This is a genomic window from Silanimonas sp., from assembly GCF_027531545.1.
In the GTDB taxonomy this organism is placed as follows: domain Bacteria; phylum Pseudomonadota; class Gammaproteobacteria; order Xanthomonadales; family Xanthomonadaceae; genus Silanimonas.
On the sequence record NZ_JAPZSC010000016.1, the window covers coordinates 372,401 to 398,922 of the forward strand.

The 26,522-nt window shown below is 69.9% G+C and carries 25 protein-coding genes and 2 tRNA genes; 10 read left to right on the forward strand and 17 right to left on the reverse strand.

What is annotated here, in order from left to right; translation table 11 throughout:
- Positions 1-69 precede the first annotated feature (69 nt).
- The 9 genes from O9280_RS10745 to O9280_RS10785 form a co-directional block, all read right to left on the reverse strand.
- On the reverse strand, positions 70-1,014 hold the full coding sequence (locus O9280_RS10745) for a DMT family transporter (RefSeq protein ID WP_298342227.1): 945 nt from the start codon (positions 1,012-1,014) through the stop codon (positions 70-72).
- On the reverse strand, positions 1,011-2,087 hold the full coding sequence (murB, locus tag O9280_RS10750; protein WP_298342231.1) for a UDP-N-acetylmuramate dehydrogenase: 1,077 nt from the start codon (positions 2,085-2,087) through the stop codon (positions 1,011-1,013). The genes O9280_RS10745 and murB overlap by 4 nt, the downstream gene beginning before the upstream one ends.
- Positions 2,084-3,133 (reverse strand): quinone-dependent dihydroorotate dehydrogenase, encoded by a 1,050-nt coding sequence (locus O9280_RS10755; protein ID WP_298342233.1) that lies wholly within the window; start codon positions 3,131-3,133, stop codon positions 2,084-2,086. The genes murB and O9280_RS10755 overlap by 4 nt, the downstream gene beginning before the upstream one ends.
- Before the next feature lie 27 nt (positions 3,134-3,160).
- Complete coding sequence (locus O9280_RS10760; protein WP_298342236.1) at positions 3,161-3,457, reverse strand: DUF4190 domain-containing protein; 297 nt, start codon at positions 3,455-3,457, stop codon at positions 3,161-3,163.
- On the reverse strand, positions 3,454-3,957 hold the full coding sequence (locus O9280_RS10765; RefSeq protein WP_298342239.1) for a hypothetical protein: 504 nt from the start codon (positions 3,955-3,957) through the stop codon (positions 3,454-3,456). The genes O9280_RS10760 and O9280_RS10765 overlap by 4 nt, the downstream gene beginning before the upstream one ends.
- Positions 3,958-4,061: 104 nt before the next feature.
- Positions 4,062-5,594: an aldehyde dehydrogenase family protein gene (locus tag O9280_RS10770; protein ID WP_298342243.1), complete on the reverse strand. Its 1,533-nt coding sequence runs from the start codon at positions 5,592-5,594 to the stop codon at positions 4,062-4,064.
- A 20-nt stretch (positions 5,595-5,614) separates the two neighbouring features.
- Positions 5,615-5,691 (reverse strand) — tRNA-Arg (locus tag O9280_RS10775).
- Between the two features lie 125 nt (positions 5,692-5,816).
- Positions 5,817-5,892, reverse strand: a tRNA-Ala gene (locus tag O9280_RS10780).
- Between the two features lie 84 nt (positions 5,893-5,976).
- Positions 5,977-7,068, reverse strand: a complete 1,092-nt coding sequence (locus tag O9280_RS10785) for an HRDC domain-containing protein (RefSeq protein ID WP_298342246.1) — start codon at positions 7,066-7,068, stop codon at positions 5,977-5,979.
- Between the two features lie 79 nt (positions 7,069-7,147).
- Between O9280_RS10785 and O9280_RS10790 the strand changes: the two genes are divergently transcribed.
- Positions 7,148-8,989, forward strand: coding sequence for a formylglycine-generating enzyme family protein (locus tag O9280_RS10790; RefSeq protein WP_298342248.1), 1,842 nt, complete (start codon positions 7,148-7,150; stop codon positions 8,987-8,989).
- Positions 8,990-9,013: 24 nt separating this feature from the next.
- Here the strand turns inward: O9280_RS10790 and phaR are convergent, their stop codons facing one another.
- Positions 9,014-9,535, reverse strand: a complete 522-nt coding sequence (phaR, locus tag O9280_RS10795) for a polyhydroxyalkanoate synthesis repressor PhaR (RefSeq protein WP_297876329.1) — start codon at positions 9,533-9,535, stop codon at positions 9,014-9,016.
- A gap of 138 nt (positions 9,536-9,673) precedes the next feature.
- A complete protein-coding gene (gluQRS, locus tag O9280_RS10800) occupies positions 9,674-10,570 on the reverse strand; it encodes a tRNA glutamyl-Q(34) synthetase GluQRS (protein WP_298342252.1) in 897 nt (298 codons plus the stop codon).
- 102 nt (positions 10,571-10,672) lie between these two features.
- Here gluQRS and htpX point away from each other — a divergent pair, with 102 nt between their 5' ends.
- A complete protein-coding gene (gene htpX / locus O9280_RS10805) occupies positions 10,673-11,587 on the forward strand; it encodes a protease HtpX (protein WP_298342255.1) in 915 nt (304 codons plus the stop codon).
- On the opposite strand, the gene O9280_RS10810 is transcribed toward htpX, so the two are convergent.
- A complete protein-coding gene (locus tag O9280_RS10810; RefSeq protein WP_298342258.1) occupies positions 11,588-12,997 on the reverse strand; it encodes a diguanylate cyclase in 1,410 nt (469 codons plus the stop codon).
- A 139-nt stretch (positions 12,998-13,136) separates the two neighbouring features.
- Here O9280_RS10810 and O9280_RS10815 point away from each other — a divergent pair, with 139 nt between their 5' ends.
- The 3 genes from O9280_RS10815 (at position 13,137) to O9280_RS10825 (ending at position 17,453) form a co-directional block, all read left to right on the forward strand.
- Positions 13,137-14,714: a YdiU family protein gene (locus O9280_RS10815; protein ID WP_298342497.1), complete on the forward strand. Its 1,578-nt coding sequence runs from the start codon at positions 13,137-13,139 to the stop codon at positions 14,712-14,714.
- An 82-nt stretch (positions 14,715-14,796) separates the two neighbouring features.
- Entirely contained in the window at positions 14,797-15,690 is an 894-nt protein-coding gene (locus O9280_RS10820; protein ID WP_298342261.1) for an acyltransferase, read from the forward strand.
- Between the two features lie 59 nt (positions 15,691-15,749).
- Positions 15,750-17,453: a M28 family metallopeptidase gene (locus tag O9280_RS10825; RefSeq protein WP_298342264.1), complete on the forward strand. Its 1,704-nt coding sequence runs from the start codon at positions 15,750-15,752 to the stop codon at positions 17,451-17,453.
- Between the two features lie 70 nt (positions 17,454-17,523).
- Here the strand turns inward: O9280_RS10825 and O9280_RS10830 are convergent, their stop codons facing one another.
- Positions 17,524-19,662 (reverse strand): S9 family peptidase, encoded by a 2,139-nt coding sequence (locus O9280_RS10830; protein ID WP_298342268.1) that lies wholly within the window; start codon positions 19,660-19,662, stop codon positions 17,524-17,526.
- A gap of 141 nt (positions 19,663-19,803) precedes the next feature.
- On the opposite strand from O9280_RS10830, the gene O9280_RS10835 reads away from it, so the two are divergent.
- Positions 19,804-20,523 carry a pseudouridine synthase gene (locus O9280_RS10835; RefSeq protein WP_298342271.1) on the forward strand — a complete coding sequence of 240 codons (720 nt, stop codon included), beginning with the start codon at positions 19,804-19,806 and terminating at the stop codon, positions 20,521-20,523.
- Between the two features lie 28 nt (positions 20,524-20,551).
- Here the strand turns inward: O9280_RS10835 and O9280_RS10840 are convergent, their stop codons facing one another.
- The 4 genes from O9280_RS10840 to O9280_RS10855 form a co-directional block, all read right to left on the reverse strand.
- Positions 20,552-20,929, reverse strand: coding sequence for a hypothetical protein (locus O9280_RS10840; protein WP_298342273.1), 378 nt, complete (start codon positions 20,927-20,929; stop codon positions 20,552-20,554).
- The gene (locus tag O9280_RS10845; RefSeq protein WP_298342276.1) at positions 20,922-21,263 is read right to left on the reverse strand and encodes a heavy-metal-associated domain-containing protein; all 342 of its coding nucleotides are present in this window, start codon (positions 21,261-21,263) and stop codon (positions 20,922-20,924) included. Before O9280_RS10845 ends, O9280_RS10840 begins: the two co-directional genes overlap by 8 nt.
- 17 nt (positions 21,264-21,280) lie before the next feature.
- Positions 21,281-21,928: a hypothetical protein gene (locus O9280_RS10850; protein WP_298342278.1), complete on the reverse strand. Its 648-nt coding sequence runs from the start codon at positions 21,926-21,928 to the stop codon at positions 21,281-21,283.
- Between the two features lie 78 nt (positions 21,929-22,006).
- Positions 22,007-22,411, reverse strand: coding sequence for a hypothetical protein (locus tag O9280_RS10855; protein ID WP_298342282.1), 405 nt, complete (start codon positions 22,409-22,411; stop codon positions 22,007-22,009).
- A gap of 254 nt (positions 22,412-22,665) precedes the next feature.
- Here O9280_RS10855 and O9280_RS10860 point away from each other — a divergent pair, with 254 nt between their 5' ends.
- From O9280_RS10860 to O9280_RS10875, 4 genes are all read left to right on the forward strand, one after another.
- Complete coding sequence (locus O9280_RS10860; protein WP_297865894.1) at positions 22,666-22,875, forward strand: cold-shock protein; 210 nt, start codon at positions 22,666-22,668, stop codon at positions 22,873-22,875.
- A gap of 74 nt (positions 22,876-22,949) precedes the next feature.
- Positions 22,950-23,432 carry a peptidylprolyl isomerase gene (locus O9280_RS10865; RefSeq protein ID WP_297876317.1) on the forward strand — a complete coding sequence of 161 codons (483 nt, stop codon included), beginning with the start codon at positions 22,950-22,952 and terminating at the stop codon, positions 23,430-23,432.
- Between the two features lie 142 nt (positions 23,433-23,574).
- Positions 23,575-25,863 carry a TonB-dependent receptor gene (locus tag O9280_RS10870; RefSeq protein ID WP_298342285.1) on the forward strand — a complete coding sequence of 763 codons (2,289 nt, stop codon included), beginning with the start codon at positions 23,575-23,577 and terminating at the stop codon, positions 25,861-25,863.
- Positions 25,864-26,030: 167 nt separating this feature from the next.
- The gene (locus O9280_RS10875) at positions 26,031-26,513 is read left to right on the forward strand and encodes a glutathione peroxidase (protein WP_298342288.1); all 483 of its coding nucleotides are present in this window, start codon (positions 26,031-26,033) and stop codon (positions 26,511-26,513) included.
- Positions 26,514-26,522: the final 9 nt, after the last annotated feature.

A 26,522-nucleotide genomic window follows, 5' to 3' on the forward strand; every position in this document is an offset into this window, starting at 1 on the left:
GGCGACGCGGCGAAGATCACGCGGCAACGACGGTCCGTAGCGGCAGCGCGCCCGGTCCGGAAGCCGCGCTCAGCGCTTCTGCGTCTCGGGGCTGATCTCGGCGTCGGTCACGGCCCGCGAAGCCACCTGCGCCTCGCGGTGGGCGATGTAGGCGTTCGCCACGAAGATGATGGCCGCGCCCACCGCCGTCCAGGCCGTCACGGTCTCGTCGAACAGCCACCACGCGAGCACCGCGACGATCGGCACCTGCATGAAGCTGATCGGCGTCAGCATCGAGGCGTCGCCGCGCTTCAACGCGCGGGTCCAGAACATGTGGCCCGCGGTGCCGAAGAACCCGGCGGCCACGATCCACGCCCAGGTCCAGCCGGTCGGCCACGTCCAGACGAACAGGGCCGGCACCAGCGACAGCGGCACCCACAGCATCGTCGTCCACAGCACGATGGCGTCGGGCTTCTCGGTGCGCGACAGCACCTTGATGCTGATCGCGACGATGGCGCTGAGCACCGCCGCCGTCAGCGCGACGAGGGTGTTGCCGTCGAAGGTGTCCGCGCCGGGTCGCATGATCACCAGCACGCCGATGAAACCGAGGCCCACGGCCGTCCAGCGGCGCAGCCGCACCATCTCGCCGAGGAACAGCACCGCGAGGATGGTGACGAACAGCGGCGTCGAGTAGCTGATGGTCACCGCCTTGGCCAAGGGCAGGTGCACGATGGCGTAGAAGCCGCACAGCATCGAGACGATGCCGATGAGGCAGCGGCCGACGTACAGGCTGAGCTTGTCGGTCTTCAGGATGCCCATGCCGTGGTGCATCAGCAGGGGCAGGGCGAAGACGAAGCCGAAGAAGTTGCGGAAGAACGCGATCTCGAACGCGTGCAGCTGCGAAGAGGCCAGTCGGATCATCACCGCCATGCAGGCGAACATGGCCGCGCTGCACACCATGTACCCCACCGCCTTCAGCAGTTCGCTGCGCGCGCGCTGGCCGGACGACGTGATCGTGTCCGGCAGGCCGCTCATGCGAGGGCCTGGTCCGGAGCGATGGGCTGGAAGCGCCCGCCGAGGATCCGGGGCTCGGGCTCAAGGGCCACGCCGAAGCGCGCCTGCACCGAGCCGGCGATGCGGCCCGCAAGCCTCAAGAGATCCGCGCCGGTCGCGTGGCCGTGGTTCACCAGCACGAGGGCGTGCTGCGGCGCCACGCCGGCATCGCCGTCGCGGAAACCCTTCCATCCGGCGGCGTCGATCAACCAGCCCGCGGAGAGCTTGCGCGTCGCCGGCGAATCGCCGGGGAACACGGGCAGCGCGGAATGCTTCGCCTTCAGCGCGTCCGCAACGGCCGCATCGACGATCGGGTTCTTGAAGAACGAGCCCGCGTTGCCCAGCACCGCAGGGTTGGGCAGCTTGCGAGAACGGAGGCGGCTGATGGCCTCGGCCAGTTGCCGATGCGTGGGCGCGCCATCGATGCCCATGGCCGCGAGTTCCTCGGCCACGCCGGCATAGCCGGTCTGGACGGCGCGCGCCTTCGGCAACCGGAAGCGCACCTCGGTGATCACGTTCTGTTCCGGCGCGCGCTTGAACACGCTGTCGCGGTAGGCGAAGCGGCAGTCCTCGCGCTCGAACTCGCGCAGGCGCAGCGTCTCGCGATCGAAGGCCTGCACCGAATCGATGAACTCGCCCACCTCGGTGCCGTAGGCGCCGATGTTCTGGATCGGGGAGGCGCCGACGGTGCCGGGGATCAGCGCGAGGTTCTCGAGGCCGCAGAGGCCGTGGCCCAGCGTCCAGTGCACGAAATCGTTCCAGTTCACACCGGCATCGGCGGCCACCAGCGCCGAGTCCGCGGCGTCCTCGATGATGGCGATCCGCGCGCGCGTCAGCGAGAGCGTCAGGCCCGGCACGTCACCGGCCAGCAGCACGTTGCTGCCTTCGCCCAGCACCAGCAGCGGCGCGAACTGCAGCCAAGGCTCCGACATCAGGGCTGGCAGGGCGAACGGGTCGTGGACATCGGCCAGCATCTCGGCCTTGGCGTCCACGCGGAAGGTGTTGCGGCCGGCCAGCGAGACGTTCTCGCTGATCCGGTATCCAGCCTCGCTCATCCGCGCACGCCGTCGCGGCGATGCCGCAGCGCCTGCACGCACTCGCCGATGAGGGCCGGGCCGCGATAGATCAGGCCGGTGTAGAACTGCACGAGTTGCGCGCCGGCAGTCATCTTTCCCGCCGCGTCGGCGCCGGAGAGGATGCCGCCCACGCCCACCAGCGGAATGTGCGCGGGAAGGCGCGAGCGCATGCGGCGGAGCACGGCGGTCGACTTGCCATAAAGCGGCTTTCCGGAGAGCCCGCCCTGTTCCTTCGCCAGCGGGTGGCCGTCGATGGCAAGGCGGTCGACCGTGGTGTTGCTGACGATCACGCCGTCGACGTTCAGTTCGCCAAGCACGCGCGCGGAGGCGTCGATGTCGTCCTCGGTGAGGTCGGGCGCGATCTTGACGAGGATCGGCACGCGTCGGCCGTGGCGCGTGGCCAGCCGTTCGCGGGCGTCGAAGATCTCGCTCACCAGCGCGCGCAGCGCTTTCTCTTCCTGCAACTCGCGCAAGCCCGCGGTGTTGGGCGAGGAGATGTTCACCGTCACGTAGTCGGCCAGCGCGTAGACGCGGCCGAGGCAGTGCAGGTAATCAGCCGCCGCCTGCTCGTTGGGCGTGTCCTTGTTCTTGCCGATGTTGATGCCGAGGATGGTGTCGCCGCCCACGCGCCGGAGCTTCGACGCCTCGACATTGCGAACGAGCGCATCGACGCCTTCGTTGTTGAAGCCCAGCCGGTTGATGACGGCTTCGTGCTCCGGCAAGCGGAACATGCGCGGCTTCGGATTGCCGGCCTGCGGCCGCGGCGTGGTCGTGCCGATCTCGACGAAGCCGAAACCGAGGGCGGCCAGCGCGTCGATGCAGGCGCCGTTCTTGTCGAGGCCCGCGGCCAGGCCCACCGGGTTGGGGAAGGCCAGCCCCATCACGCTCGTCGGCAAGGGCTTCGGGCGCGAGGCCAGCAGCGGGTTCAGGCCGGCGCGCCAGGCGGTGTCGAGCGCCTTCAGCGCCAGTTCGTGGGCGTGTTCGGCATCAAGGCGGAACAGCAGCGGACGGGCCAATCCATACATCGTCGGAGCGTTTTCCTTGCGGCGCGGTCAGGCCGATATGCCGGCGGCGAGAGCGGCCAGGGCCGCCAGACCGCCGAAGAACAGCACGATGGCGAGGACGGTGAACACGCTGAGGAGGATCATCGCCCAGCCCAGCACGAGGCCGGCGACGGCGAGGCCATCGCCTTCGAGGCCGGCCGGATCGCGGCGGATCTCGGCGCGGGCCATATGACCGGTGATGATCGCGATGATCGAGCCGAGCCAGGGGGCAAAGGTCCACCCGAGGAGTCCGGCGACGAGGCTGACGATCGCCATCGACGACGTGCGGCGAACAGGTTGGGTCATGGCTGGCTTACTGTCGCGTCAGGAATGCGGTCGCCGAGACGGGCGATGAACGCACCCATCTGGTAGGGCTCGGCCTGCAGCAGCACCACTGGGCCGGCGCCGTTGTAGGTGAGCGTGACGCGGTACAGGCGGAATTCCTGCGGGCCGAACATCCAGGCGCTGCAGGGCTCGCCGCGGGCGATCGGGCAGGTCGGAGCCTGCAGCTCGAAGCGCGAGCGGCGGAAGCCGGCCCCGGGCAGGCTTTCCGGAACCGGTGCCTCGACGATCACCACGGGCGTGGCGAGCGTGATGTCCTCGACGCGCACGCGCACCGGCTGTTCGCCGCCCTTGAACAGGAACGTGAAGCGGTCGGTGAGCGAAGGCGCGCCGCTGGTGTCGATATCGAAACCAGCCGCCTCGAAGGTGGCTTCATCCGTGGTGGCACGGGCGGGCACGCCGCCCTCCATGGGCAGGCTGAAACGCGTGCCGTCGCCGGCCACGAACTCCTGTTCCTGAGCCATCGTCCCTGAAGCCCACAAGGCGGCCCAAACGGCCACCGCCCCCATCACCCTGCGCATCGACACATCCCTCTTGGCCCCGGAAAGCCCAGTGTAGGGGCAAAAAACTAGAGTTCGAACTTGATGCCCTGGGCCAGCGGCAGCGAATCCGAGTAGTTGATCGTGTTGGTCTGACGACGCATGTAGGCACGCCAGGAGTCCGAACCCGACTCGCGGCCGCCGCCGGTTTCCTTCTCACCGCCGAACGCGCCGCCGATCTCGGCGCCCGAGGTACCGATGTTCACGTTGGCGATGCCGCAGTCCGAACCGGCCGCCGACAGGAAGGCTTCGGCCGCCTTCAGGTTCTGCGTGAAGATCGCCGACGACAGGCCCTGCGGCACGGCGTTCTGCATGGCGATGGCCTCGTCCAGCGTCTTGAACGGCATGGCGTAGAGGATCGGGGCGAAGGTTTCGGTCTGCACGGCTTCGGCCGAATTGGCCACGCCGGTGATCAGGGTCGGCAGCACGTAGTTGCCCGGGCGATCGAGCGCCGCGCCGCCGCTGCGGACCACGCCGCCGGCGGCCTTGGCCTTCTCGATGGCCGACAGGAAGGCCGCGACGGCACCCTTGTCGTTCAGCGGGCCCATCAGCGTGCCTTCGGCGTTCGGGTCGCCGATCTTGCCTTCGACCTGCTTGTAGGCGGTCGCGACCTTGGCGATCACGTCGTCGAAGATCGACTCGTGGATGAACAGGCGGCGCGTGGTGGTGCAGCGCTGGCCGGCGGTGCCGACGGCGCCGAAGACGATGGCCGGGATGGCCAGCTTCATGTCGGCCGTGGCGTCGACGATGATCGCGTTGTTGCCGCCCAGCTCCAGCAGCGACTTGCCCATGCGGCGGGCGACGCGCTCGCCGACCTGACGGCCGATCTTGGTGCTGCCGGTGAAGCTGATCAGCGCCACGTCGTGGTCATCGACGAAGTTGCTCGCCAGCTCGGTGCCAGCGTCGTTGAACAGGAAGAACAGGTCCGGGAAGCCGCCGGCGCGCAGGGCGTCGTTGCAGATCTTCATCGAGGCCACGGCGCAGAACGGGGTCTTCGGCGAGGGCTTCCAGATCGTGATGTTGCCGCAGATGGCGGCGATGAAGCTGTTCCAGGCCCACACGGCCACCGGGAAGTTGAAGGCGCTGATCACGCCCACGATGCCGAGCGGATGCCACTGCTCGTACATGCGGTGGCCCGGGCGCTCGGAATGCATCGTCAGGCCGTAAAGCTGGCGGGCGAGACCGACGGCGAAGTCGCCAATGTCGATCATCTCCTGCACTTCGCCGTCGCCTTCGGCCTTGATCTTGCCCATCTCGAGCGAGACCAGCGCGCCGAGCGCCGACTTGTGCTGGCGCAGCGCCTCGGCGCAAAGGCGGATGGCTTCGCCGCGCTTCGGCGCCGGCGTGGTGCGCCAGATCGCGGCGGCGGCCTTGGCGCGCGCCTTGATCGTGGCGTAGTCGGCTTCGGACGACGCGTAGACCTTGCCCAGCACCTCGCCGGTGGCCGGGTTCACCGGCTCGAGCACGCCGGCATCGCGCGTGGCGGACCACTCGCCGTGGCCGAGGTAGGTGCCGGATTCGTGGTCGGTGAGGCCGAGGGCGGCGAGGACGGGGTGCGTCATGGGGATTCCTTGGATGGCGATGGCGTCCCCGACACGATTCGAACGTGCGACCTCGCCCTTAGGAGGGGCGCGCTCTATCCAGCTGAGCTACGGGGACGGGTAGGGATGGAGTCGGAGGGCCGGCACAGCGCCGTTCCGGGGGGCGAAGTCTACCAAGCGGCGGCCGCGGCACCGGAGGGCGGAAACGAAAAAGCCGGGCAATGCCCGGCCTTTTCGATGCGTTGGTGGAGAGGATGGGGATCGAACCCACGACCTCGTCGATGCGAACGACGCGCTCTCCCAGCTGAGCTACCCCCCCGCGCAGGGGCCGAAGTATAGGCCGGCGCGGGTCGGCTTGCCAAGCCGAAACCGTGCCCCGGCTTGCGGAATGCGCAGGGTGGCCTCAGCCCATGCGGGCCAGCGCCTCGCGCATCGGCGCTTCGAGGACCTCGCGGCGCCAGCCGTGCAGGGCGGCGGGCCATTGCCCATCGACCAGAAAGCTCTCAAGGTGCCGCCGTGCGCAGACGAGCCCCTCGGGCAGGTCGAGCGCGGCCGCCCTTTCGGCCACCACGGCTTGGAGGGCCTTCAGGCGGGCGCGGTCCGCGCGCTCGTTGTCCGTCGCCAGCGGCATGGCCGCTTCGTCATCGTCCATCGGTGCCGCGAGCAGTTCGGCGATCTGGTCCTGCAGCCGCTTGGCCGAACGTGCGCTCTCGAGCACCGCGGCCAGCGCCTGGGGCGTGGACGGCGGACGTCGGGCGAGGGTCAGGGCGACCTCGTTGTCGAGCAGCCAGCGCTTCGGCAAGTCCTTCTCCCGGGCCATGCGGTCGCGCCAGCGAAGCAGGCGCCTCAGGCGGGCCTGCGACAGCCGGTCGAACTGCGCGGCCGGGCGCATGGCCAGGTGGGGCTGCGGGTCGTCGCGGTCCTCGCGGGCGTTCTCCAGCATGCGCGCCATGTCGGCCAGCGCGCGCTCCCGATGGCCGCGATGGTCCAGCTTCTCGTCCAGCGCCGCGATCGCCGAATGCAGGTGCCGGACGTCGTCGGCGGCGTACTCGAGCTGCTGCGCGCTCAAGGGTCGGCGCAGCCAGTCGGAACGGGTTTCGGCTTTCGGCAGCTCGACGCCGAGCAGGGTCTTCACCAGTGCCTGGTATCCGACGCCCGGCCCGAGGCCGGCGAAGGCCGCCGCGATCTGGGTGTCGTAGAGCGTCTTCGGCAGCACGCCGAGCGCATGGCGGAAGGCGACCAGGTCCTCGCTGGCGCTGTGCATCAGCGCGTCGGTGGCACCCACGAAGGCCGCCAGCGGGGCGCGCATGCCCGGGTCCAGCGGATCGACCAGGGCGACGCGTCCCTCGGCATCGGCCGCCTGCACCAGCGCGAGCTGGGGGAAGTAGGTGCGCTCCCGCATAAACTCGGTATCGAGAGCGAGCGGTGCGCCTGCCGAGAGGGATGCCAAGGCCGCGGCGGCGGCATCGGGGCGGTCGACCACGTTGACACTCATGCCTGTCCTTGCAGGGGAGGGGACCATAGCCTAACGTCTCCGCCGCGCGCGCCGCGCTGTCCACGACGTTGTTTACCGCGTGCCTCTCCGATCGTTCGCGCCTGCCATCGCTTCCGCCCTGGCCCTGCTGCTCTGCGCCTGTGGCCGGAACGACGCCGAATCCCCCGCGCCGGCAGCAGACGTCGCGCCGGACACGGTGGCCGCTGCGCCGGCCGAGACCGACACCGTCGAACGCCAGCCGCTGAAGGCGCGTGCAGCGTGGAAGCCCACGCCGCTGCTGGTGCCCGCCGAGGCGCGCGACGCGCTGCTGATGGAGGCCACCGAAGCTGAGCGCCAGGGTCGGTGGTACGGCACCGAACCCCTGGGCGCGCTCGATCTGTACGCCGCCCTCGCCGATGCCGACCCGCCGATGCCGGAGGCGCGGATCGGCCGCGACCGCATCATCGTGCTGCTGCAGGAGCGCTTCGAGGCCGAACGTCTTGCGGGGAATCTCGAGACGGCCGAAGAGATCGACGCCGTGCTCGCGGTCGTGTCGCCCGCCGAAGCCGCTGGACGTAACGAGGCTTTGGCGGCGGCCCGGGTGGCCGCGACGGCCACCGCTTCGGGCGATGCCCGCCGCGAGGCCGGACAATGGCTGGCCCCGCGCGGCGGCAGTGCGGTCGCGGCCTATCGCGAAGCGCTGGCGGCGGTGCCGGGCTTCGCCCCGGCGTTCGCCGGCCTCGAAGGCATCGAGAAGGCCCTGCTCGACCGGGCCACGGCGTCGGCCGCGAAGGGCGAGTTCGATGCGGCGGAGGCCGACCTCCGGCGCGCCGCGCGCGTGGGGCTGGACCCGGACGCCGTGCAGGACGGCCGCGCCGCCTTGGCCCAGTCGCGTTCGGCCGCCGCCGCCGTTGCGGTGGGGGAGGCCAACGAGGCCATCGATCGCCTCGACCTTTCGCGCGCGGCGACGCGCCTCGCGGATGCGCAACAGATCGATCCCCAGGCGCCTGGCCTCGATGAGCTTTCCAGTCGCCTCACCCTGGCCCGTCGCTACGGCCACTTCCGCCCTGGCCAAGGCTTCGCCGACGCCTTGGGCGGCGGCATCGACGGCCCGCTGATGGTGGTGGCGCCGCACGGCGAATTCACGATGGGCGCGGGCGACGATGAAGCGGGCGCGCGCGACAACGAGCGCCCGGCGCACGGCGTGCGTTTCGAGCGTGGCTTCGCGCTGGCGGTGCGCGAAACCAGCGTGGCGGAGTTCGCGCGCTTCGTCGCGGCCACGGGCTACCGCACCGTGGCCGAGCGACGCGGTCGCTCGACGGTGTACGAGGAGCGCGGCGGCGCGATGGTGGAACTGCGGGGCGCGCACTGGCGCCGTGGCTACCAGGGCCGCACGCCGGCCGCGCCCGACGATCCGGTTATCCACATCGCCTTCGATGACGCCGTGGCCTATGCCGAATGGCTGTCGGTGCGCACCGGCCTGCGCTACCGGCTGCCGTCCGAGGCCGAGTTCGAATATGCGTTGCGGGGCGGCCGTGCCACGCCCTGGCCCTGGGGGGATCGCCCCCCGGCGCGCGCCGTCGCCAATCTCACGGGTGAGGGCGACCAGTCACCGCAGGGCCGGCGTTGGGGCCGCGCGATCCGCGGGTGGTCCGATGGCCACTGGGGCCCGGCCCCCGTGGGAACATATGCCCCCGAAGGCCTCGGCACGCACGACCTGATGGGCAATGTCTCGGAATGGGTCGAGGACTGCTGGCACGACAGCTACCGCCGCGCACCGGGCGACGGCCGTGCCTGGGTGAATCCGGGCTGCGAGGAGCGCGTGGTGCGCGGAGGCAGTTGGGCCAGCACGCTCGAGCAGAGTCGTTCGGCCTTCCGCCTGCAGGTGCCCGCCGCGCTCACGTCGGCGCGTATCGGTTTCCGCGTCGCCCGCGATCTGTAAGGCCCGGCGCGGCCGGGCCCGGCCTCAGCTGCGGGCTTTCTTCGCCGGTGCCTTGGCAGCCGGCTTGGCGCGCGGCGCCTTCTTCTTCGCCGGTGCGCTGCCCAGCGTGCCGCCCTTCAGCACGCCCTGCTGGAAGTTCTTCCAGAGCTCGAGGTTGCGCTCGGCGATCTGATTGAGCATGGCGAACGGCGAGTTGCTGATGAGGCCACCGAGCTGCTTGCGCAGCGTGTGCTGCTGCTCGAGGAAGAGCTGGAGGCTGCGCTCGATGTAGCGGCTCATGAAGCCGTGCAGCGGGTCGCCGTAGAAGCGGATCATCAGCTGCAGCGAGGCGGTCGACAGCATCGGCTGCCCCTCTTCCTCGCGCTCCGCGATGATCTGCAGCAGCACCAGCCGGGTGATGTCCTGGTCGCTGCGGGCGTCGCGGACCTCGAACTCCTCGCCATCGAGCACGAGCTGGCGCACATCCTCCAAGGTCACGTAGCTGGAGATGCGCGTGTCGTAGAGGCGGCGGTTCGGGTACTTCTTCAGCAGGCGCGGCGAGTCCATGGGCTTCGATGGCGGTGTCCGAGGTGTGCAGAGTCAATGCCGCGCCGCACAACGGCAAGTGAAGACTTGTCAAGCCCCGCCCCCGGGGGTGGATCTGTGCGCGGTTTCTCGGCGGCTCCCGGGGGCGACGGGCCGGTTTCAGGCCGCCGGGGGGCGTTCCCGCGGGATGCCGGCGGGGTCGAATGCGGCGGCGGCCGCGGCGATGGTGGCTTCCGCACCCTGCCATTCCGGCCAGGCCTCGAGGGCTTGGCCCAGGGACAGCCAGCACCGACGAAGCACCGATTCCGGGGGCTGCTCATCGATGGCTTGCGCGCCCTCGGATTTCGAGAGCTTTCGGCCCTCCGAGTCGCGCCACAGCGGCAAGTGCAGGTAGGACGGCGTGGGCAGGCCGAGTGCTTGCTGCAGTGCGATCTGCCGCGGCGTCGAGTCGAGCAGGTCGGCACCCCGCACCACGTGGGTGATGCCCTGCGCGGCATCGTCGACGACCACGGCGAGCTGGTAGGCCCACAGGCCGTCGGCGCGGCGCAGCACCACGTCGCCCACGTCGCGGCGCAGGTCCTGTTCGAAGCGGCCGTGGACCGGATCGTCGAAGCCCACGACCGCATCGGGCACGCGCAACCGGAAGCTGCGGGTCCGCAGCGCGTCATCCGGGACCACGACGCAAGCGCGGTGGATGCCGTCGCTGGCAGCGAGGTCGGTGCGGCTGCAGCGGCAGGGGAAGGCGAGGCCGGCGTCGAGCAGCGCGTCGAGTGCGCGCCGGTAGAGCGCGTGGCGACGGCTCTGGAAGACGATCTCGCCGTCGGCGTGGAGGCCGAGGCGAGCCAGCGTGGCGAGCTGGGCGGCGGCGGCCCCCGGCCGCTCGCGCGGCGGGTCGAGGTCCTCGATGCGCACCAGCCAGCGTCCACCGTGGTGCCGCGCATGCAGCCAGCTGCCGAAGGCCGCGAGGACGGAGCCCCAGTGCAGCGGGCCGGTCGGCGACGGCGCGAAGCGCCCGATGTAGGGCGCCGGTGGCGATGGTGGTGAAGGTGGCGTCACGACGAGGGCGGAAATCGTCCGGGAAAGCGCGGTGTTTCGCTTGAACTTTACCTTTCCACGCCACACTAAGCGCTCGAGCCAAACCGTTCCGGTGTCCCTGCCATGAAGCGTATCGCCCTGTTCCTCGCCACCAACCTCGCCGTGCTGCTGGTGTTCTCCGTGGTCTGGATGATCCTGAGCACCTTCTTCGGGCTGTCGACGTTCGCTGCGAACAACAACGTCAACTACACCGGCATGCTGGTGTTCTGCGCCATCTTCGGTTTCGGCGGCGCGTTCGTCTCGCTGCTGATGTCGAAGTGGATGGCCAAGCGCTCCACCGGCATGCGTGTCATCGACCAGCCGCGCAACGAGATCGAGCAGTGGCTGTATGCCACCGTGAAGCGCCAGGCCGAGAAGGCCGGCATCGGCATGCCGGAAGTCGGCATCTACGACGCCCCCGAGATCAACGCCTTCGCCACCGGTGCCTCGCGCAACAACAGCCTGGTGGCGGTGTCGACCGGCCTGCTGCGCGCCATGAGCCGCGACGAGGCGGAAGCCGTGCTCGCCCATGAGGTCAGCCACGTCGCGAATGGCGACATGGTGACGCTCACCCTGATCCAGGGCGTGGTGAACACCTTCGTGATGTTCCTCGCCCGCATCATCGGCAACATCATCGACCGCGTCGTGTTCAAGAACGAGGACGGGCCGGGCATCGGCTACTTCGTCACCGTGATGGTGCTCGAGATCGCCTTCGGCATCCTCGCTTCGACCATCGTCATGGCCTTCTCGCGCTGGCGTGAGTTCCGCGCCGACGCCGGCGGTGCCGACCTGGCCGGCCGCGAGAAGATGATCGCCGCGCTCGAGCGCCTCGCCCACAGCTACGGCCAGAGCACGTTGCCCTCGGAAGTCCGCGCGTTCGGGATTTCGGGCGGCGTGGCCGGTGGCTTCAAGAAGCTGTTCATGAGCCACCCGCCGCTGGCCGAGCGCATCCAGGCGCTGCGCGAATACACCCCGCGTCGCCTGCCGACGGTGGCCTGATCAGGTCACCACGAGGCGGCCGCGACCGTCGCGTTTCGCCTTCATCAGCGCGTCGTCGGCGCGCTGCAGCAGGCTGGCGTAGGTGTCGCCGTCCACCAGGGTGGCGAGCCCGATGCTCGCGGCCAGCGGCAAGGTCGGGGTGCTGGCCAAGCCGAGCGTGGTGAGCAGCATGCGGGCGCGGGCCTCGGCGACTTCCCGCGTCGCGCCGGGCAGGCAGGCGGCGAATTCGTCGCCGCCCAGCCGTCCCAGCAGGTCCTCCGCCCGCAGTTGCTCGCGGCACAGCGCCGCGAAGCGGCGGAGGGCTTCGTCGCCGGCACCGTGGCCATGACCATCGTTGATGCGCTTCAAGTGGTCGAGGTCGAGCATGAGCACGCTCAAGGGCTGGCCGAGGCGCTGCGCCTCGGTGATGGCCCGCGTTGCGACGGCGGCGAAGTGCGCGCGGCTCGCGGCGGCCGTCAGCGGGTCGGTGCTGAGCAGCGCCTTCAGGCGCTGGTTGTCGTCGCGGAGTCCGAGGAAGGACAGCGCCGAATAGGCGGTGAGCGACAGGGCGATCAGTGCGAACTGCAGCTTCAACGCGTGTTGGCCGAGTCCGAGAGTGGCCACGAGCACGGCGATCGCGACGGCCGCGCAGGCCAGCGCGCCCAAGGCCTGCCGTGGCGTCTGCGTATGGCTGATCCATTGCTGCACCACGAGCGCGAAGAACACCGTGAACACGATCGCGTCGTCGTCCGGCCAAACGGCTGCGGCGCCGAGGGTGCCGGCGATCAGGCCGATCAGGATCGTCAGCTTGGGCCACAGCGGGGGCGGTTCCTGGGTCGCAGCCTCCGGTGCGACGCGATGCCGCACGACTTCGACCAGCAGCGGGCCAAGGGCCAGCAGCCCGGTGTAGTCGCCAATCAGCCAGGGCACCACCGACCAGCGCAGGTCGATGCTTTCCGCCATCCCAGCGCCCACCAGTGCTGCACTCCCGCCCAGCGCCGACGCCGCACAGGCGGCCACGCCGCCGCCCAGCAGGACGAACAGCGTGGTCGGCCCGAAACGCCCCAGCGGGTCGCGTCTCGCGACGCGCTGCAGGGCGACGGCCAGCAGGGCCATCGGCACGGTGTGGGCGAGGGCGAAACCGAATCCCCCCACCAGGACGCTGGTGGTCGTCCAGTCGAGGCCGAGCCGCTCCAAGGTGTAGGCGTGGCCGAGAAGGGCGGCGATGAACACCGGCGGGATGCCGCGGATGCCGAACAGCACCAGCGCGGCGAAGGTCACCGCCGTCGGCGGAAACCAGAGGCTGGCGAACGGCGCGTACTCAAGAAGGCGGGCCGCCGCGAAGGCCGCCAGCCACAGCGGAACGGTCGCCCACAGCCATGCCCGCCGCCCGTGGCGGATCGGAAAAGGGCGGGGCAGGACGGCATCCAAAGGGCGATCGCCTGGTCGGAGGAAGACAAAAGTCTAGGGGTGCCGCGCCCCGTGATTCGTGCGTTGCGGCGCAGGTGCGCCCGCCCATTCGTAAACTGATGAAAACTTTGGAGTCGTGATGCGCATCGAAGCCGCCCGAATGGTGAGCGAGCTGCCCGGCGAGGCCGAACCGCGCCCCGGGACCCGCGACGTGCGCGGCATGGCCTGGTCGGCGACGGTGCCCACGCCCGTCGCGGCCCCCCGACTGCTCGCGTTCCCGCTGGCGATGGCCGACGAGCTCGGGCTCGACGCGGCGACGCTGGGCTCGCCGTCATTCCTCGACCTGATGGCCGGCAACGCCGTTCCGCCGGGGGCGACAACGGTCGCCACCAACTACGGCGGACACCAGTTCGGGCATTGGGCTGGCCAGCTCGGCGATGGCCGCGCCTTGCTGCTCGGCGAGGCGGCGGGGCGCGATGGGCGGCGTTGGGAAATCCAGCTGAAAGGCGCGGGGCCCACGCCGTACTCGCGCCGTGCCGACGGACGCGCGGTGTTGCGTTCCAGCCTGCGCGAATACGTCGCTTCCGAGGCGATGCACGCACTCGGCGTGCCGACCACGCGCGTGCTCAGCCTGGTGGCGACCGGCGACGCCGTGGTACGCGACATCCTCTACGCCGGTGATCCGAAACCCGAGCCCGGTGCCATCGTCTGCCGCGTGGCCCCGAGCTTCCTGCGCTTCGGGCACTACGAATTGCCGGCCTCGCGCGGCGAGCGCGATCTGCTCGAGCGCCTCGTCGACCACACCCTCCGCACCCACTTCCCAGCGATGGTCGGGCCGAACGCGCGCGCCGACTGGTTCGCCGAGGTGGCGCGGCGCACCGGCGTGTTGATGGCCCACTGGATGCGCGTGGGGTTCGTGCACGGCGTGATGAACACCGACAACCTGAGCGTGCTCGGCCTCACCATCGACTACGGGCCCTTCGGTTTCCTCGACGACGCCGACCCGCACTGGACGCCCAACACCACCGACCTGCCGGGTCGCCGCTACCGCTATGCCGCGCAGCCGCAGGTCGCGCACTGGAACCTCTCCGCCCTGGCGTCGGCGCTGGCGCCGCTGTTCCCCGATGCCGCGCCGCTGACCGCGGGCATGAATGCCTACGTCGAGGCCTTCCAATCGGCGCAGGCGCGGATGTGGGCCGACAAGCTGGGCTTGGCCGAGTGGCGCGAGGACGACGCGGCGCTGGTCTCCGGACTGTTCGGCGCGCTGCAGGCCGCCGAGGTCGACTTCACGCTGTTCTTCCGCACCCTCGGCGGGTTGGTGGCGGGACCGGTTGTGGCGGGCGGCGACGGCGTCACACCGGGCATCGCGGCGGCGCTCGCCGATCCCGTGGCGGCCCTCGCGCCTGCGCTCTACGACCGGGCGAAGGCCGAACGCGAGGCGGCGACGCTCATCGACTGGCTGGCCCGCTATGCCGCGCGGCTCGCTTCCGATCCGCAACCCGCTGATGTGCGGCGTGCCCGGATGGACGCCACCAATCCCTGGATCGTGCCGCGCAACTGGCTGTTGCAGCAGGCCATCGATGCCGCGGAGCAGGGCGACACCGCCGAGTTGCAGGCCCTGCTCGACGTGCTGCAGCGGCCCTACGAGGCGCAGCCCGGTGCCGGTCGCTTCGCGGCGCGCCGCCCGGAATGGGCCAGGGACCGCCCCGGCTGCTCCGCGCTGAGCTGCAGTTCCTGAACTCCCTCCGCGAGGGCACCGCGCTCACGCCGGTTCATTCCTCCCGGCCTAAACTGCACACGTGTCCCCCAACCCGTCGCCCATGCGCTTCGCCCCGATCACTTGGCTTCGCACCGCCGCCGCTGGCGTTCTGGTCGCGATCAACACCGTCTTCCATGCCACGCCGATCCTCGCCTTGGCCGTCGCCAAGGGCCTGCTGCCGTTCAAGCGCGCGCGGGCCACGGTATCGCGCTGGATGCCGGCCTTCGGCGAGAGTTGGATCGCCGTGAACGGCTGGGCCATCGCCACCTTCACGCCGACGCGCTGGGTGATCACCGGCGACGCCGCCTTCAGCCGCGCGCGCCGCTACCTCGTGCTCAGCAACCACCAGAGCTGGGTCGACATCCCGGTGCTGCAGAAAGTGTTGAACCGCCGCATCCCGTTCCAGCGCTTCTTCCTGAAGGACTCGCTGAAATGGGTGCCGGTGCTCGGCCTCGCCTGGTGGGCGCTGGATTTCCCCTTCATGAAGCGCGCGAGCAAGTCGCAGATCCAGAAGAACCCCGATCTCGCGCGGCGCGATCTCGAGACCGCGCGCGCGGCCTGCGCGAAGTTCCGCGAGATCCCTGTTTCGGTGATGAACTTCGTCGAGGGCACCCGCGCCAACGCGAAGAAGCTGGCGCAGAGCTCCTACCGCCACCTGCTGAAACCGAAATCCGGCGGCGTGGCGCAGGTGCTGAACTCGATGGGCGAGCTGCTCGACGGCATCGTCGACGTCACCATCGTCTATCCGCAGGGGCGGCCCAGCATCGTCGATCTCTTCGCCGGGAAAGTGCGCGAGATCCGCGTCGACCTGCGCCTGCGCCCGGTGCCGGCGGACCTCGTCGGCGGCGACTACGAGAACGATCGCGACTACCGCGTCCGCTTCCAGCAGTGGCTCAACGGCCTGTGGGAAGAGAAGGACGCGCGCATCGACGCGCTGCTCGCCCAGCCCGCCTGAGGCCGGGGCACCCGCGTTCCGGTAGGCTCGGGCGTCCCCGAGCCTGCCCTGGAGTGCCGATGTCCTCGAGCCGTTTTCCTTCCTTGTCGTCGCTGGCCGCTGCCCTATCGGCGGCGGTCGTTCTCGCGGCCTGCGCGCCGAATGACGAGGGCGCGGCGCCTGCCGGCGCCGACACGCTGGCGGCGGCCTCGGCACCGGCCATCCGCGCCCATGTCGAGTTCCTCGCTGACGACTTGCTGGAAGGGCGGCTCTCCGGCACGCGCGGTTACGACATCGCCGCGGGCTACGTGGCCAGCGAATTCGCACAGATCGGCCTGCGCCCCGGTGTCGCTGAAGACGCCTGGCTCCAGCCCGTCGCGCTGGTCGAATCGCTGTCGCTGCTGCCGCCGTCGCGGCTGGTCCTCCGCCCTTCGTCGGGTCCCGCCGTCACCATGGCGCCGGGCAAGGACTTCCTGCCGGTTGCCAGCCTCGACCAGGCGAAGGTGCTCGCCGAAGCCCCGGTGGTCTTTGCCGGCTTCGGCGTGTCGGCCCCGGACCACGGCCACGACGACCTCGCCGGCATCGACGTGAAGGGCAAGGTGGTCCTCGTTTTCGGCGGCGCGCCCTCGACGTTCCCGCCAGAAGTGCGCGCCCATTATTCGGCCGGGCTCACGAAGACGCAGACCCTGGTCGACCGTGGCGCGGTCGGCATCCTGCAGATCCAGACCCGCGACGACCAGCAGCGCACGCCATGGGAGCGCCTCGTACAGCAGAGCTGGCGCTCGCGCATGGCCTGGGCCGACGAGCAGGGCGTGCCGAACGGCGCGTGGCCGCAGCTCGCCATTCGTGCCTCGATCAGCCCGCAGGCCGCTGCCGCGCTTTTCGCCGGTGCGCCCAAGACCCTCGACGAGGCCTACGCGGCGGCCGAAGCCGGCACGCCGCAGGCTTTCGAGCTGCCGCTCACCGTCGAGCAGGAACGCCACTCGATGATCCGCCAGCGCCAGAGCGCGAACGTGGTGGGCGTGCTTGAGGGCACCGATCCGGCGTTGAAGAACGAATACGTCGTGATCTCGGCGCACCTCGACCACGTGGGCAAGGGCGCGCCAATTGGTGGTGATGCCATCTACAACGGCGCCTTCGACAACGCGTCGGGCATCGCCGTGATGCTCGAGGCCGCGCGATTGCTGGCGTCGTCGCCGGTGAAGCCGCGCCGCAGCGTGATCTTCCTCGCCGTCACGGCCGAGGAATCGGGCCTGCAGGGCGCCGACTATTTCGTGCAGCACCCGACCGTGCCGCGCGAGGCCATCGTCGCCAACATCAACATCGACATGCCGGTGGCGCAGGCGCCGCTGGCGGACGTCACGGCCTTCGGCGCAGAGAACTCGACCTTGGGCGCGGTGGTGGAGCGCGCCGCGGCAGCCGAGGGCGTGGCGGTCACGCCCGACTCGAAGCCGGAGGAAGTGATCTTCGTCCGCAGCGACCAGTACGCCTTCGTGCGCGCGGGGATCCCGGCGCTGTACATCGACGAGGGCATGCGCTCGACCGACCCGACGCAGGACCAGGCGGCGCGCGTCGAGGCCTTCCGCAAGGAGCGCTACCACCAGCCCGGCGACGACCTCTCGCAGGCCATCGATTGGCCGTCGCTGGCCATGCTGGCGCGGCTCAACGCACGGGTGATCACCGACGTCGCCAATGACGACGCGCGGCCGTCGTGGCATCCGGGCAACTTCTTCGGCGAGACCTTCGCAAAGCCGGCGGCGTCACCGCCGTCACCCACGCCCTGACGAGGCGGAAAGCGGAAAGCGAAAGGCCCGGCATCGCCGGGCCTTTCTCGTCTTGCGTGAGCCGGTGGGCTTAGTTCGCCGGGGCGGACTCCCAGCGGTCCAGCCACTGGTCCAACTCGCGGTAGAAGGTGCGGCTGTTCTCGCCCTTCAGGATCCAGTGGTTCTCGTCCGGGAACACCAGCAGGCGGCTCTCGATGCCGCGGCGCTGCAGCAGCGACCAGTACTCCAGCGTGTTGTTGAGCGGCACGCGGAAGTCCTGTTCGCCGATCGTCACCAGCACCGGCGTCTGGAAGCTGGCGGCCTTCAGCATCGGGTTCTGCGACACCCACACGCCGCCGCGCTCCCACACCGGGCCACCGGCGTTCTGTTCGCGGCCGAAGATCACGTCGGAGGTGCCCCACTGGGCCTCCGAGTTCACGAGGCCGGCGTGGCTCACGAGGCAGCGATAGTGCGTGGTCGTGCCCTGCAGCCAGTTGGCGAGGTGGCCGCCGTAGCTGGCACCGCCCGCGCACTGGCGCTGGCCATCGATGAAGCCGAAGCGTTCGATGGCGACGTCGGCGGCCTGGTTGATCTCGTTGGCCGGGCCTTCGAACGGGTCGCCCTGGATGCCCTGCGCGAAGGCCGTGCCGAAGCCGGTCGAGCCGGTGTAGTTCGTCAGCAGCACCACGCGCTCGGTGCCGGCGATCAGGTGGTAGTTCCAGCGGGTGAAGAAGCTGTCGCGCCACATGATGTGCGGGCCGCCGTGGATCAGCACGAACAGCGGGTACTTCTTCGCGGGGTCGAAGCCGGCCGGCTTCACCAGCTGGTTGTGGATGCGTGCGCCGCGCTCGCTGTCGAACCAGAAGGTCTCGGCGGGCGCGAGGTCGAGCGTGGCGGCCTGCGCGCTGTTGAAGGCCGACAGGGCGCGATGGCCGCCGCGCGGGTTGATCCGCACCACCTCAGGCGGGTTCACTGCGCTGTCGAAGTTGGCGACGAGCACGCCGCGGGCGGCATCGGCCACCTGCAGGCCGGTGTACACACCGCGGTCCATCTCGAACGCACGGCGGGCTTCGGTGTCGCCGATGCGCGCGCTGAAGAGCTTCTCGTGGCCCGCTTCCTCGGCCGTCATCCACAGGGTGCGGCTGTCGGCGTCGATGCCGAAGCTCGACACCGCGAGGTCGCCGGGCACGGTGATGGTCGGGCCCGCCTTGGCTGCCGGCCACGAGAACGTGGCGAGGTGCGTGGGCTGGTAGACCTTCTCGCCGCGCGGCGTGAATTGCGCCACGAGGTGGCGGCCGTCGGCGCTGAACTGCGGGCGGCCGAAGCTGTCCTGCGCCCCGATCGCGCCGCTGCCCGTGAGCCGTTCCGGGTCGCCGCCGGTGGCCGGCACGCGGTAGAGGTCGGTGTGGGTGTTGGCGAAGGCGGCGCGGTGGCGGTTCACCGTGGCCGCGAACACCACGGCCTGGCCGTCCGGCGTCCAGGTGGCGTCGATCTCCTCACCGGTCTCGGTGAAACGGCCGCCGAAGCCGGGCTGCTTCACCAACGCGGAGGCGGCGAGCAGGTCCTTGGCCTCGCCGCCAGCGGCGGGTACGACGAACAGGCGCTGCTGGCGGTCGTCCAGCCAGCGGTCCCAGTTGCGGATCGGGAAGCCGGTGTACACGCGCACGTTGTCCTTGCGCGCCTTGCGCTCGGCGGCGATGCGCACGTTGTCGGCGTCGTTCATCGTGCCAGGGAACACCGTGCTGACGAACAGAAGCTTCGAGCCGTCCGGCGAGAACTGCGGCGTGCGCGCACCGGTCGAAATCGACGTGACGCGGCGCGGCTCGCCGCCCTGGCGCAGGTCGATCACGTAGACCTGCGGCGCGGTGTCGCCTTCGCGTTGCACGGTGTAGGCGATCTGCGAGCCGTCCGGGCTGAACACCGGGCCGGCTTCCGCGGCCTTGCTGAAGGTGAGCTGGCGCGGCTCGCCCTTGCCGTCGGTGGGCAGCAGCCAGAGGTCGGCGCTCTGCTGGGTCGGGTCGTAGGCCGGCCGGGTGGCGACCACGGCGGCGAAGCGCCCGTCATGCGACAGCGCCGGCGGCGACAGGCGTGCGAAGCCCCAGAGGTCTTCGTGGGTGATCGGCCGGCCCGCCGCGGAGGCGGCGGTGCTGGCGGCCGCGGCCGCGAGGGCGAGCAGGACGATGGTCGCGCGGGTGGCGCGGGGCAGGGCGAGGCGACGCAGCAGGCTCATGCGGGGTCCCGTGGGTTGGCGAGCCGCCGAGGATCGCCGAAATCCCCGCGCCGCGCGTAGGCCTGAAGTGAGGGGTCGGGTTCAGGTGCCCGGGGCGGGGCGGGGGTATCCTGCGCGCCCTTTCCCTTTCGGCACGCAGCGATGCGCCTGAACAAGTACCTCTCCGAGGCGGGCTACTGCTCGCGCCGCGAAGCCGACCGCCTCATCGGCGAAGGCCGCGTCACCATCAACGGCATCCGCGCCCGCGTCGGCGCCGAACTGGGCGAGGGCGACAAGGTCGCCGTCGATGGCCAGAACGTCGCGCAGCGCGCCGCCGGTGCCGCGAACAAACGCCGCCACGTCTACATCGCGTACCACAAGCCTGTCGGCGTCACCTGCACCACCGAGGCCGACGTCGCCGGCAACATCGTCGAGGCCATCGGCCACGAGCAGCGCATCTTCCCGATCGGCCGTCTCGACAAGGACAGCGAAGGCCTGATCCTGCTGACCAGCAACGGCGACATCGTCAACGAGATCCTGCGCGCCGAGAACAGCAAGGAGAAGGAATACCTGGTCGGCGTCAACAAGGACGTCACCATGGAATTCCTGCGCGGCATGGCCCGCGGCGGCATCGCCATGCACGGCCAGACCACGCTGCCGTGCAAGGTGTCGAAGATCGGGCCGGTCGGTTTCCGCATCGTGCTGACGCAGGGCCTCAACCGGCAGATCCGCCTGATGTGCACGCACTTCGGCTACCGCGTGAAGCGCCTGTTCCGCAGCCGCATCGTCAACATCCAGATGGGCCACCTGAAGCCGGGCCAGTGGCGCAACCTCACCGACGCCGAGCTGCGCGGCCTGCTGCCGAACCGCACCGAGTGGTGAGATGGCGGCCCGAGGGCCGCCGTTGGGCTCAAGTCAGCGCGGGCAGCACGAAAGCGAACACCGCGCCGGTGATCGTGGCGAGCACCGAGAACACGTAGAGCCCGTTCGACCAGCGGCGCAGCCGCGTGCAGGCACGGGCCAGCGCCGGATCGGCCGGGCAGGGCGCCGAGCGTGCCCGCCAGAGCAGCGTGCCGGCGATGGCGAGCGCGAACGCCGCCACGCCGAACACCAGGCCTTTGCGCTCCGAGAGCCAGATCAGCTGCGGCACGGCGGTGACGAGCCCGGCGAGGGTGGCCCCCGCACCGACGCTGACCATCACCGCCGGCAGCACGCAGCAGACCAGCGTGCCCGAGCTGGCCAGCAGGGCGCCGAAGGCGCCCCACAGGCCCTGCTTCAACTCATTCACCGGTGACCTCGGCCTTGATGGCGGCGACCGTGGCGTCCGTGCGCTGGATGCCGACCACGGTGTAGCCGGCGTCGGTGAGCAGCTTCGTCGCCGTGGCATCGGCGATGTCCTGCCCGTCCTTCAGGCCCACGGCGACCAGCTTGTTCTCGAGGCTGACGAACACCTCGGCGGTGGCGGCGTCCTTCTTGAACGCACGGGTGATGCCGTCGGCGCAGAACGCGCACACGAGGCCGTTGACCTCGATGCGCAGGCTACGGGCCTCCAGCGTCGAGGTGGCGAAGGTGGCGCCCAGGACGAGGGCGGCGGTGGCGAAGGCAAGGAACGAACGGTTCATGGGGTGGCTCCTGGGAATCAAAGGTTGATCATCACGTTGGCGAGGGGCTGTCCGTCGGCATCGGCGCCCACTTCCAGCCACCAGCGGGTGGTGAAGAAGCGCAGCACCGCGACGGGCTTGATGTCGTCGTCGATGGCGTTCGTCGTGCGCATGCCCTTCAGCACCACCCAGGTCGCGACCCGGTCGATGTCGTGCTCGTAGGGCGCCCAGCCGATCGCCGCGGTGTCGAAGCGGTGCGACCAGCCATCGCCTTCGTGCAGCTCGCTGACGAGCGAGGTGTAGATCCGCCGGGTCTCGTAGTCGAGCTGCAGGCCGACGTGACGCGCCAGGCCGTCGCCGAGCGCGGTGCGGCCTTGGCCGACCCCGCCCCAGACGAAGGCGTTGGCCTGTGCGGCAGGCAGGTTCCAGCGATGCAGCAGTCGCGAGGTGCGGACGTAGCCGAGTTCGAGCTCGTCCGTGCGCTGGAGGCCGTCGGCGCGGACGCCGCCCGCCGACACCGACCAGCGGTGGCTTGGCGAATAGGTGTAGCTGAAGCGGTCGACGTCCGGCTCGTGCTCGACCATCAACATGTGGCCGCCGGCGTAGGAAATCGGGCGGGCGAGGGTGGGCGACGCGAGGGCGACGCCGGCGAGGGCCATCAGGCCCAGGGAAAGAATGCGTGGCATGGGAACTCCGTGCGGCAGGCGGTGGCGCCTGCGGTGCATATCCGTCGCGCAACGGGCGCGACGGGGCGGCGACGGGGTTCAGGAGATCGGCGGGCGGAGCGGGGACTGCGCGCTCCAGCGGAGCGCGGGCAGGAGCGGTGTGGCACCGGGGCGTTCTGCCAGCACGTGCTCGGTCGTGAGCACGAGCCGCGGAGTGAAGCCGAGGGCCTGCGCGCAGGACCAGCGGCAGGATTCACCGAGCGCCGAATCACCACAGCAATCCGCCGCCGTGGCCGGGTCGGCATCCACCACCGCGGCCGCCAGCGCATGGCAGGGCGGCAGCGTCGCTGCGGTTTCGGTCGCCAAGGGGGCTGGCGTGTCGCCCGTCGCCCCCATCACGGGTGAGGCATGCATCGCGACGGCCAGACTGGCCTGCAGCAGCACGGCCAGCGCCAGAAAGGCGTGCATGGCGAAGCGCAGCAGGGGCGGGCAGGCGACGGGCATCGAGGCTCCAGTCTAGCGGGCGTCGGACCCCGCCTGAACCGCGAAGTTCCCACCCAAGACAAAAAAGTTGGCTTTCGTCAAGAAAAGGTTTAAGGTCGGCGTCGCTGAGCTTGCCGGGTCACGGTGAATTGTGTCCCGATGCGGTAGATCGATGATCCGCTACATCGCCCTTGTGTTGCCTCCCTGCAGACAGCCGCCGGTCCCAAACCCGGTGAAAACCTCAAAACATCGAATCTGTTCTTAGGAGACAACTCATGTCCGATCGTCAGACTGGCACCGTCAAGTGGTTCAACGACGCCAAGGGCTTCGGCTTCATCTCGCGTGAAGGCGGCGAAGACCTCTTCGTCCACTTCCGCTCGATCCAGGGCTCGGGCTTCAAGACGCTGAAAGAAGGCCAGAAGGTCAGCTTCACCGTCGTGAAGGGCCCGAAGGGCCTGCAGGCCGACGCCGTCCAGGCGCTCTGAGCCGCACCAACGCGTTTGCGTGACGAACCCCGGGCTTGCGCCCGGGGTTTTTCATTTTTGAAGGAGAATCCCCGATGCAGATCGCCGAGCGCACCGTCGCTTCCTTCCACTACACGCTGACCAGCCCCGAAGGCCAGGTCATCGACAGCTCCCGCGGCCGTGAGCCGCTGCCGTACCTCCACGGCGTTGGCCAGATCGTGCCGGGCCTCGAGAAGGCCATGGCCGGCCGCGTCGCCGGCGACACCTTCCAGGTCGTCGTCCCCGCCGCCGAAGGCTACGGCGAGAGCAACCCCGAAATGATGCAGGCCGTGCCGCGCGCCGCGTTCCCGCAGGACGTCGAAGTCCAGCCGGGCATGCAGTTCGAGGCCAACGGCCCGATGGGCCCGATCACCGTGGTCGTGAAGTCGGTCGATGCCGACACCGTCACCATCGACGCCAACCACCCCCTCGCCGGCATGCCGCTGCACTTCGACATCGAGATCGTCGAAGTCCGCGAAGCCTCGGTCGAGGAAGTGCTGCACGGCCACGTGCACGGCGCCGGCGGCCACCAGCACTGAGCCCCGCGGGGCCGCGGCTTTCGAGCCGCGGCTCCAGTACCATCCGGTTAAACTTCCGTTACCCCGCGCTCCGCGCGGGGTTTTGCGTTTCCCGGCCAGGATGGCCCCGAATCCCACTCCCTTTCGTCTCCAAGGAACCGAGATGCGCCGCACTCAGCCCACCCGTTTGAACCGCCACGCGCTGGCCCTCGCCATCGCCCTGACCCTGCCGGCCCTTGCGTCGGCGCAGGATGCCGCCCCCGCGGACGCCACGACCGACGCCACGACGCTGGACACCATCACGGTGACCGCCACCCGTCGCGCCGAGAACGCCCAGCAGGTGCCCATCGCGGTCAGCGCGGTCGACGGCGAGAAGCTGGACGCGATCCGCTCCGGTGGCGATGACATCCGCTTCCTGGCGGCGCGTTCGCCCAGCCTCAACGTCGAGTCCTCGTTCGGCCGCGTGTTCCCGCGCTTCTACCTGCGCGGCCTCGGCAACACCGATTTCGACCTCAACGCCTCGCAGCCGGTGTCGCTGGTGTACGACGACGTCGTCCTCGAGAACGTCACGCTGAAGGGCTTCCCGGTGTTCGACGTCGACCGCATCGAAGTGCTGCGCGGCCCGCAGGGCACGCTGTTCGGCCGCAACACGCCGGCCGGCCTCGTGAAGTTCGACTCGGTGCGCCCGGACTTCGAGACCTCGGGCTACGGCCGTCTCTCGTACGGTGAGTACGACACGATGAACGCCGAAGCCGCCATCGGCGGCGGCCTCACCGACACGCTGGCCGGCCGCGCTTCGGCGCTGTACCAGCGCCGCGGCGACTGGGTGGACAACACCTTCGGTGGCACGCGCCGCAACAACGCCGTCGAGGGCTACGAGGACATGGCCTTCCGCGGCCAGGTCCTGCTGCAGGCCAGCGAGGACTTCGAAGCCCTGCTCAGCGTGCAGATGCGCGATCTCGAGGGCACCGCCCGCCTGTTCCGCGCCAACATCCTCGGCGCCGACGGCCGCCTGGTGCCGGGCTTCGACCCGGAGAAGGTCGCGATCGACGCGCTGAACCAGCAGGACCTGGACACCGACGGCGCGAGCCTGCGCATGAGCTGGAACCTCGGCTCGGCCACGCTGTTCTCGATCACCAGCCTGAACCACGGCGAGCTCGCTTCGCGCGGCGACATCGACGGCGGCTTCGGCGCCGTGTTCCTGCCGAGCGGCGGCGGCCCCGGCCTGATTGCGTTCCCGGCCGAGTCGGGTGATGCCGCCGAGGTCAAGCAGGCCACGCAGGAACTGCGCCTCGCCTCGAACGGCGACAACGCCATCGACTGGCAGGCCGGCCTGTACTGGTTCAAGGACCAGGCCGACATCGAGAGCATCAGCTACGACACCCTGGGCGGCGGCACGATCAACGCCCTCGCCACGCAGCGCCAGGACAACACCGCGTGGGCGGCCTTCGGCTCGGTGGATTGGGCCGTGAGCGAGACCTTCGTGCTGCGCGCCGGCCTGCGCTACACCGAGGACGAGAAGGACTTCACCGCCCGTCGCGTGTTCGGCGCCTTCGGTGCGCCGGCGATCGCGCCGATCACCGTGAACCCGTCGGACGAGAACGTGAGCTGGGACCTCGCCGGCACGTGGACGGTGGCCGATGACGTGAACCTCTACGCCCGCGTGGCCAAGGGCTTCCGTGCGCCGTCGATCCAGGGCCGCCTGGCCTTCGCCAACGCGGCGCTGCCGGCCAACCAGCTGGTGACCGTCGCGGATTCGGAAGAAGTGCTGTCGTACGAAGTCGGCATGAAGGTCGCGCTGTTCGACAACCGCGCGCGCCTGAACCTCGCCGCGTTCAACGCGACCGTCGACAACCAGCAGCTCACGGCCGTGGGTGGCACGGCGAACTTCAACAGCCTGCTCAACGCCGACGAGTCGTCGCTGCGCGGCTTCGAAGCCGACCTCGAGGCCTACCTGACCGACCAGCTGCTCGTCACCTTCGGTACCGGCTACAACCGCACCGAGATCAAGGACGCGAACCTGACGACGGCGATCTGCGGCAACCCGCTGGGCTGCCTCGTCACCGACCCGACGGTCGTGGTGGGCGGCGTCACGCTGGCCCGCATCGACGGCAACCCGCTGCCGCAGGCCCCGGAGTGGACGACCAACCTGACCGCCCGCTACGGCATCCCGCTGTCGGACGACTCGGAGCTCTACGTCTACACCGACTGGGCCTACCGCAGCGAAGTGAACTTCTTCCTGTACGAGTCGACGGTGTTCACCGGCGCCCCGCTGCTCACCGGCGGCGTGCGCGTGGGCTACAGCTGGGGCCTCGGCCAGTACGAAGTCGCGGCGTTCGGTCGCAACATCCTCAACGAGATCGAGGCCGTCGGAGGCATCGACTTCAACAACCGCACCGGCTTCATCAACGAGCCGCGTACGTGGGGCGTGGAGTTCAAGGCGAGCTTCTGATCCCGCGCCGCGCGAGCGGCGAGATCGTGGCAACTGAGACGGCCCGGTGACCCCGGGCCGTTTACTTTTCGGCGCCGGCGCGGAAAAGGCGGGGCGGATGGCCGCCTTCTCGCGCCACTGGGGTGGGGCAGGCTAGGCTTCGCTTCCCGATTCCGGAGCACAGGCCCATGACCAACGCTTTCGACTTCAAGGCCATCGACATCGACGGCAAGGAACGCTCGCTCGACGAGTTCAAGGGCAAGGCCGTGCTGGTGGTGAACACCGCGAGCAAGTGCGGCTTCACCCCGCAGTACACCGGCCTCGAACAGCTGTGGAAGGACTACGGCGACAAGGGCCTCGTGGTGCTGGGCTTCCCCTGCGACCAGTTCGGCCACCAGGAGCCGGGCGACGAGGCGGAGATCAAGAACTTCTGTTCGCTCACGTACGACGTGAGCTTCCCGATGTTCAAGAAGGTGGACGTCAACGGCCCGAAGGCGCACCCGTTGTTCAACTGGCTGAAGAGCGAGAAATCGGGCTTCCTCGGCACCGAGGGCATCAAGTGGAACTTCACCAAGTTCCTCGTTGGCCGCGACGGCCAGGTGCTGAAGCGCTTCGCCCCGACCGACAAGCCCGAGAGCCTGCGCAAGGACATCGAGAAAGCGCTGGGCTGAGGACCGCCA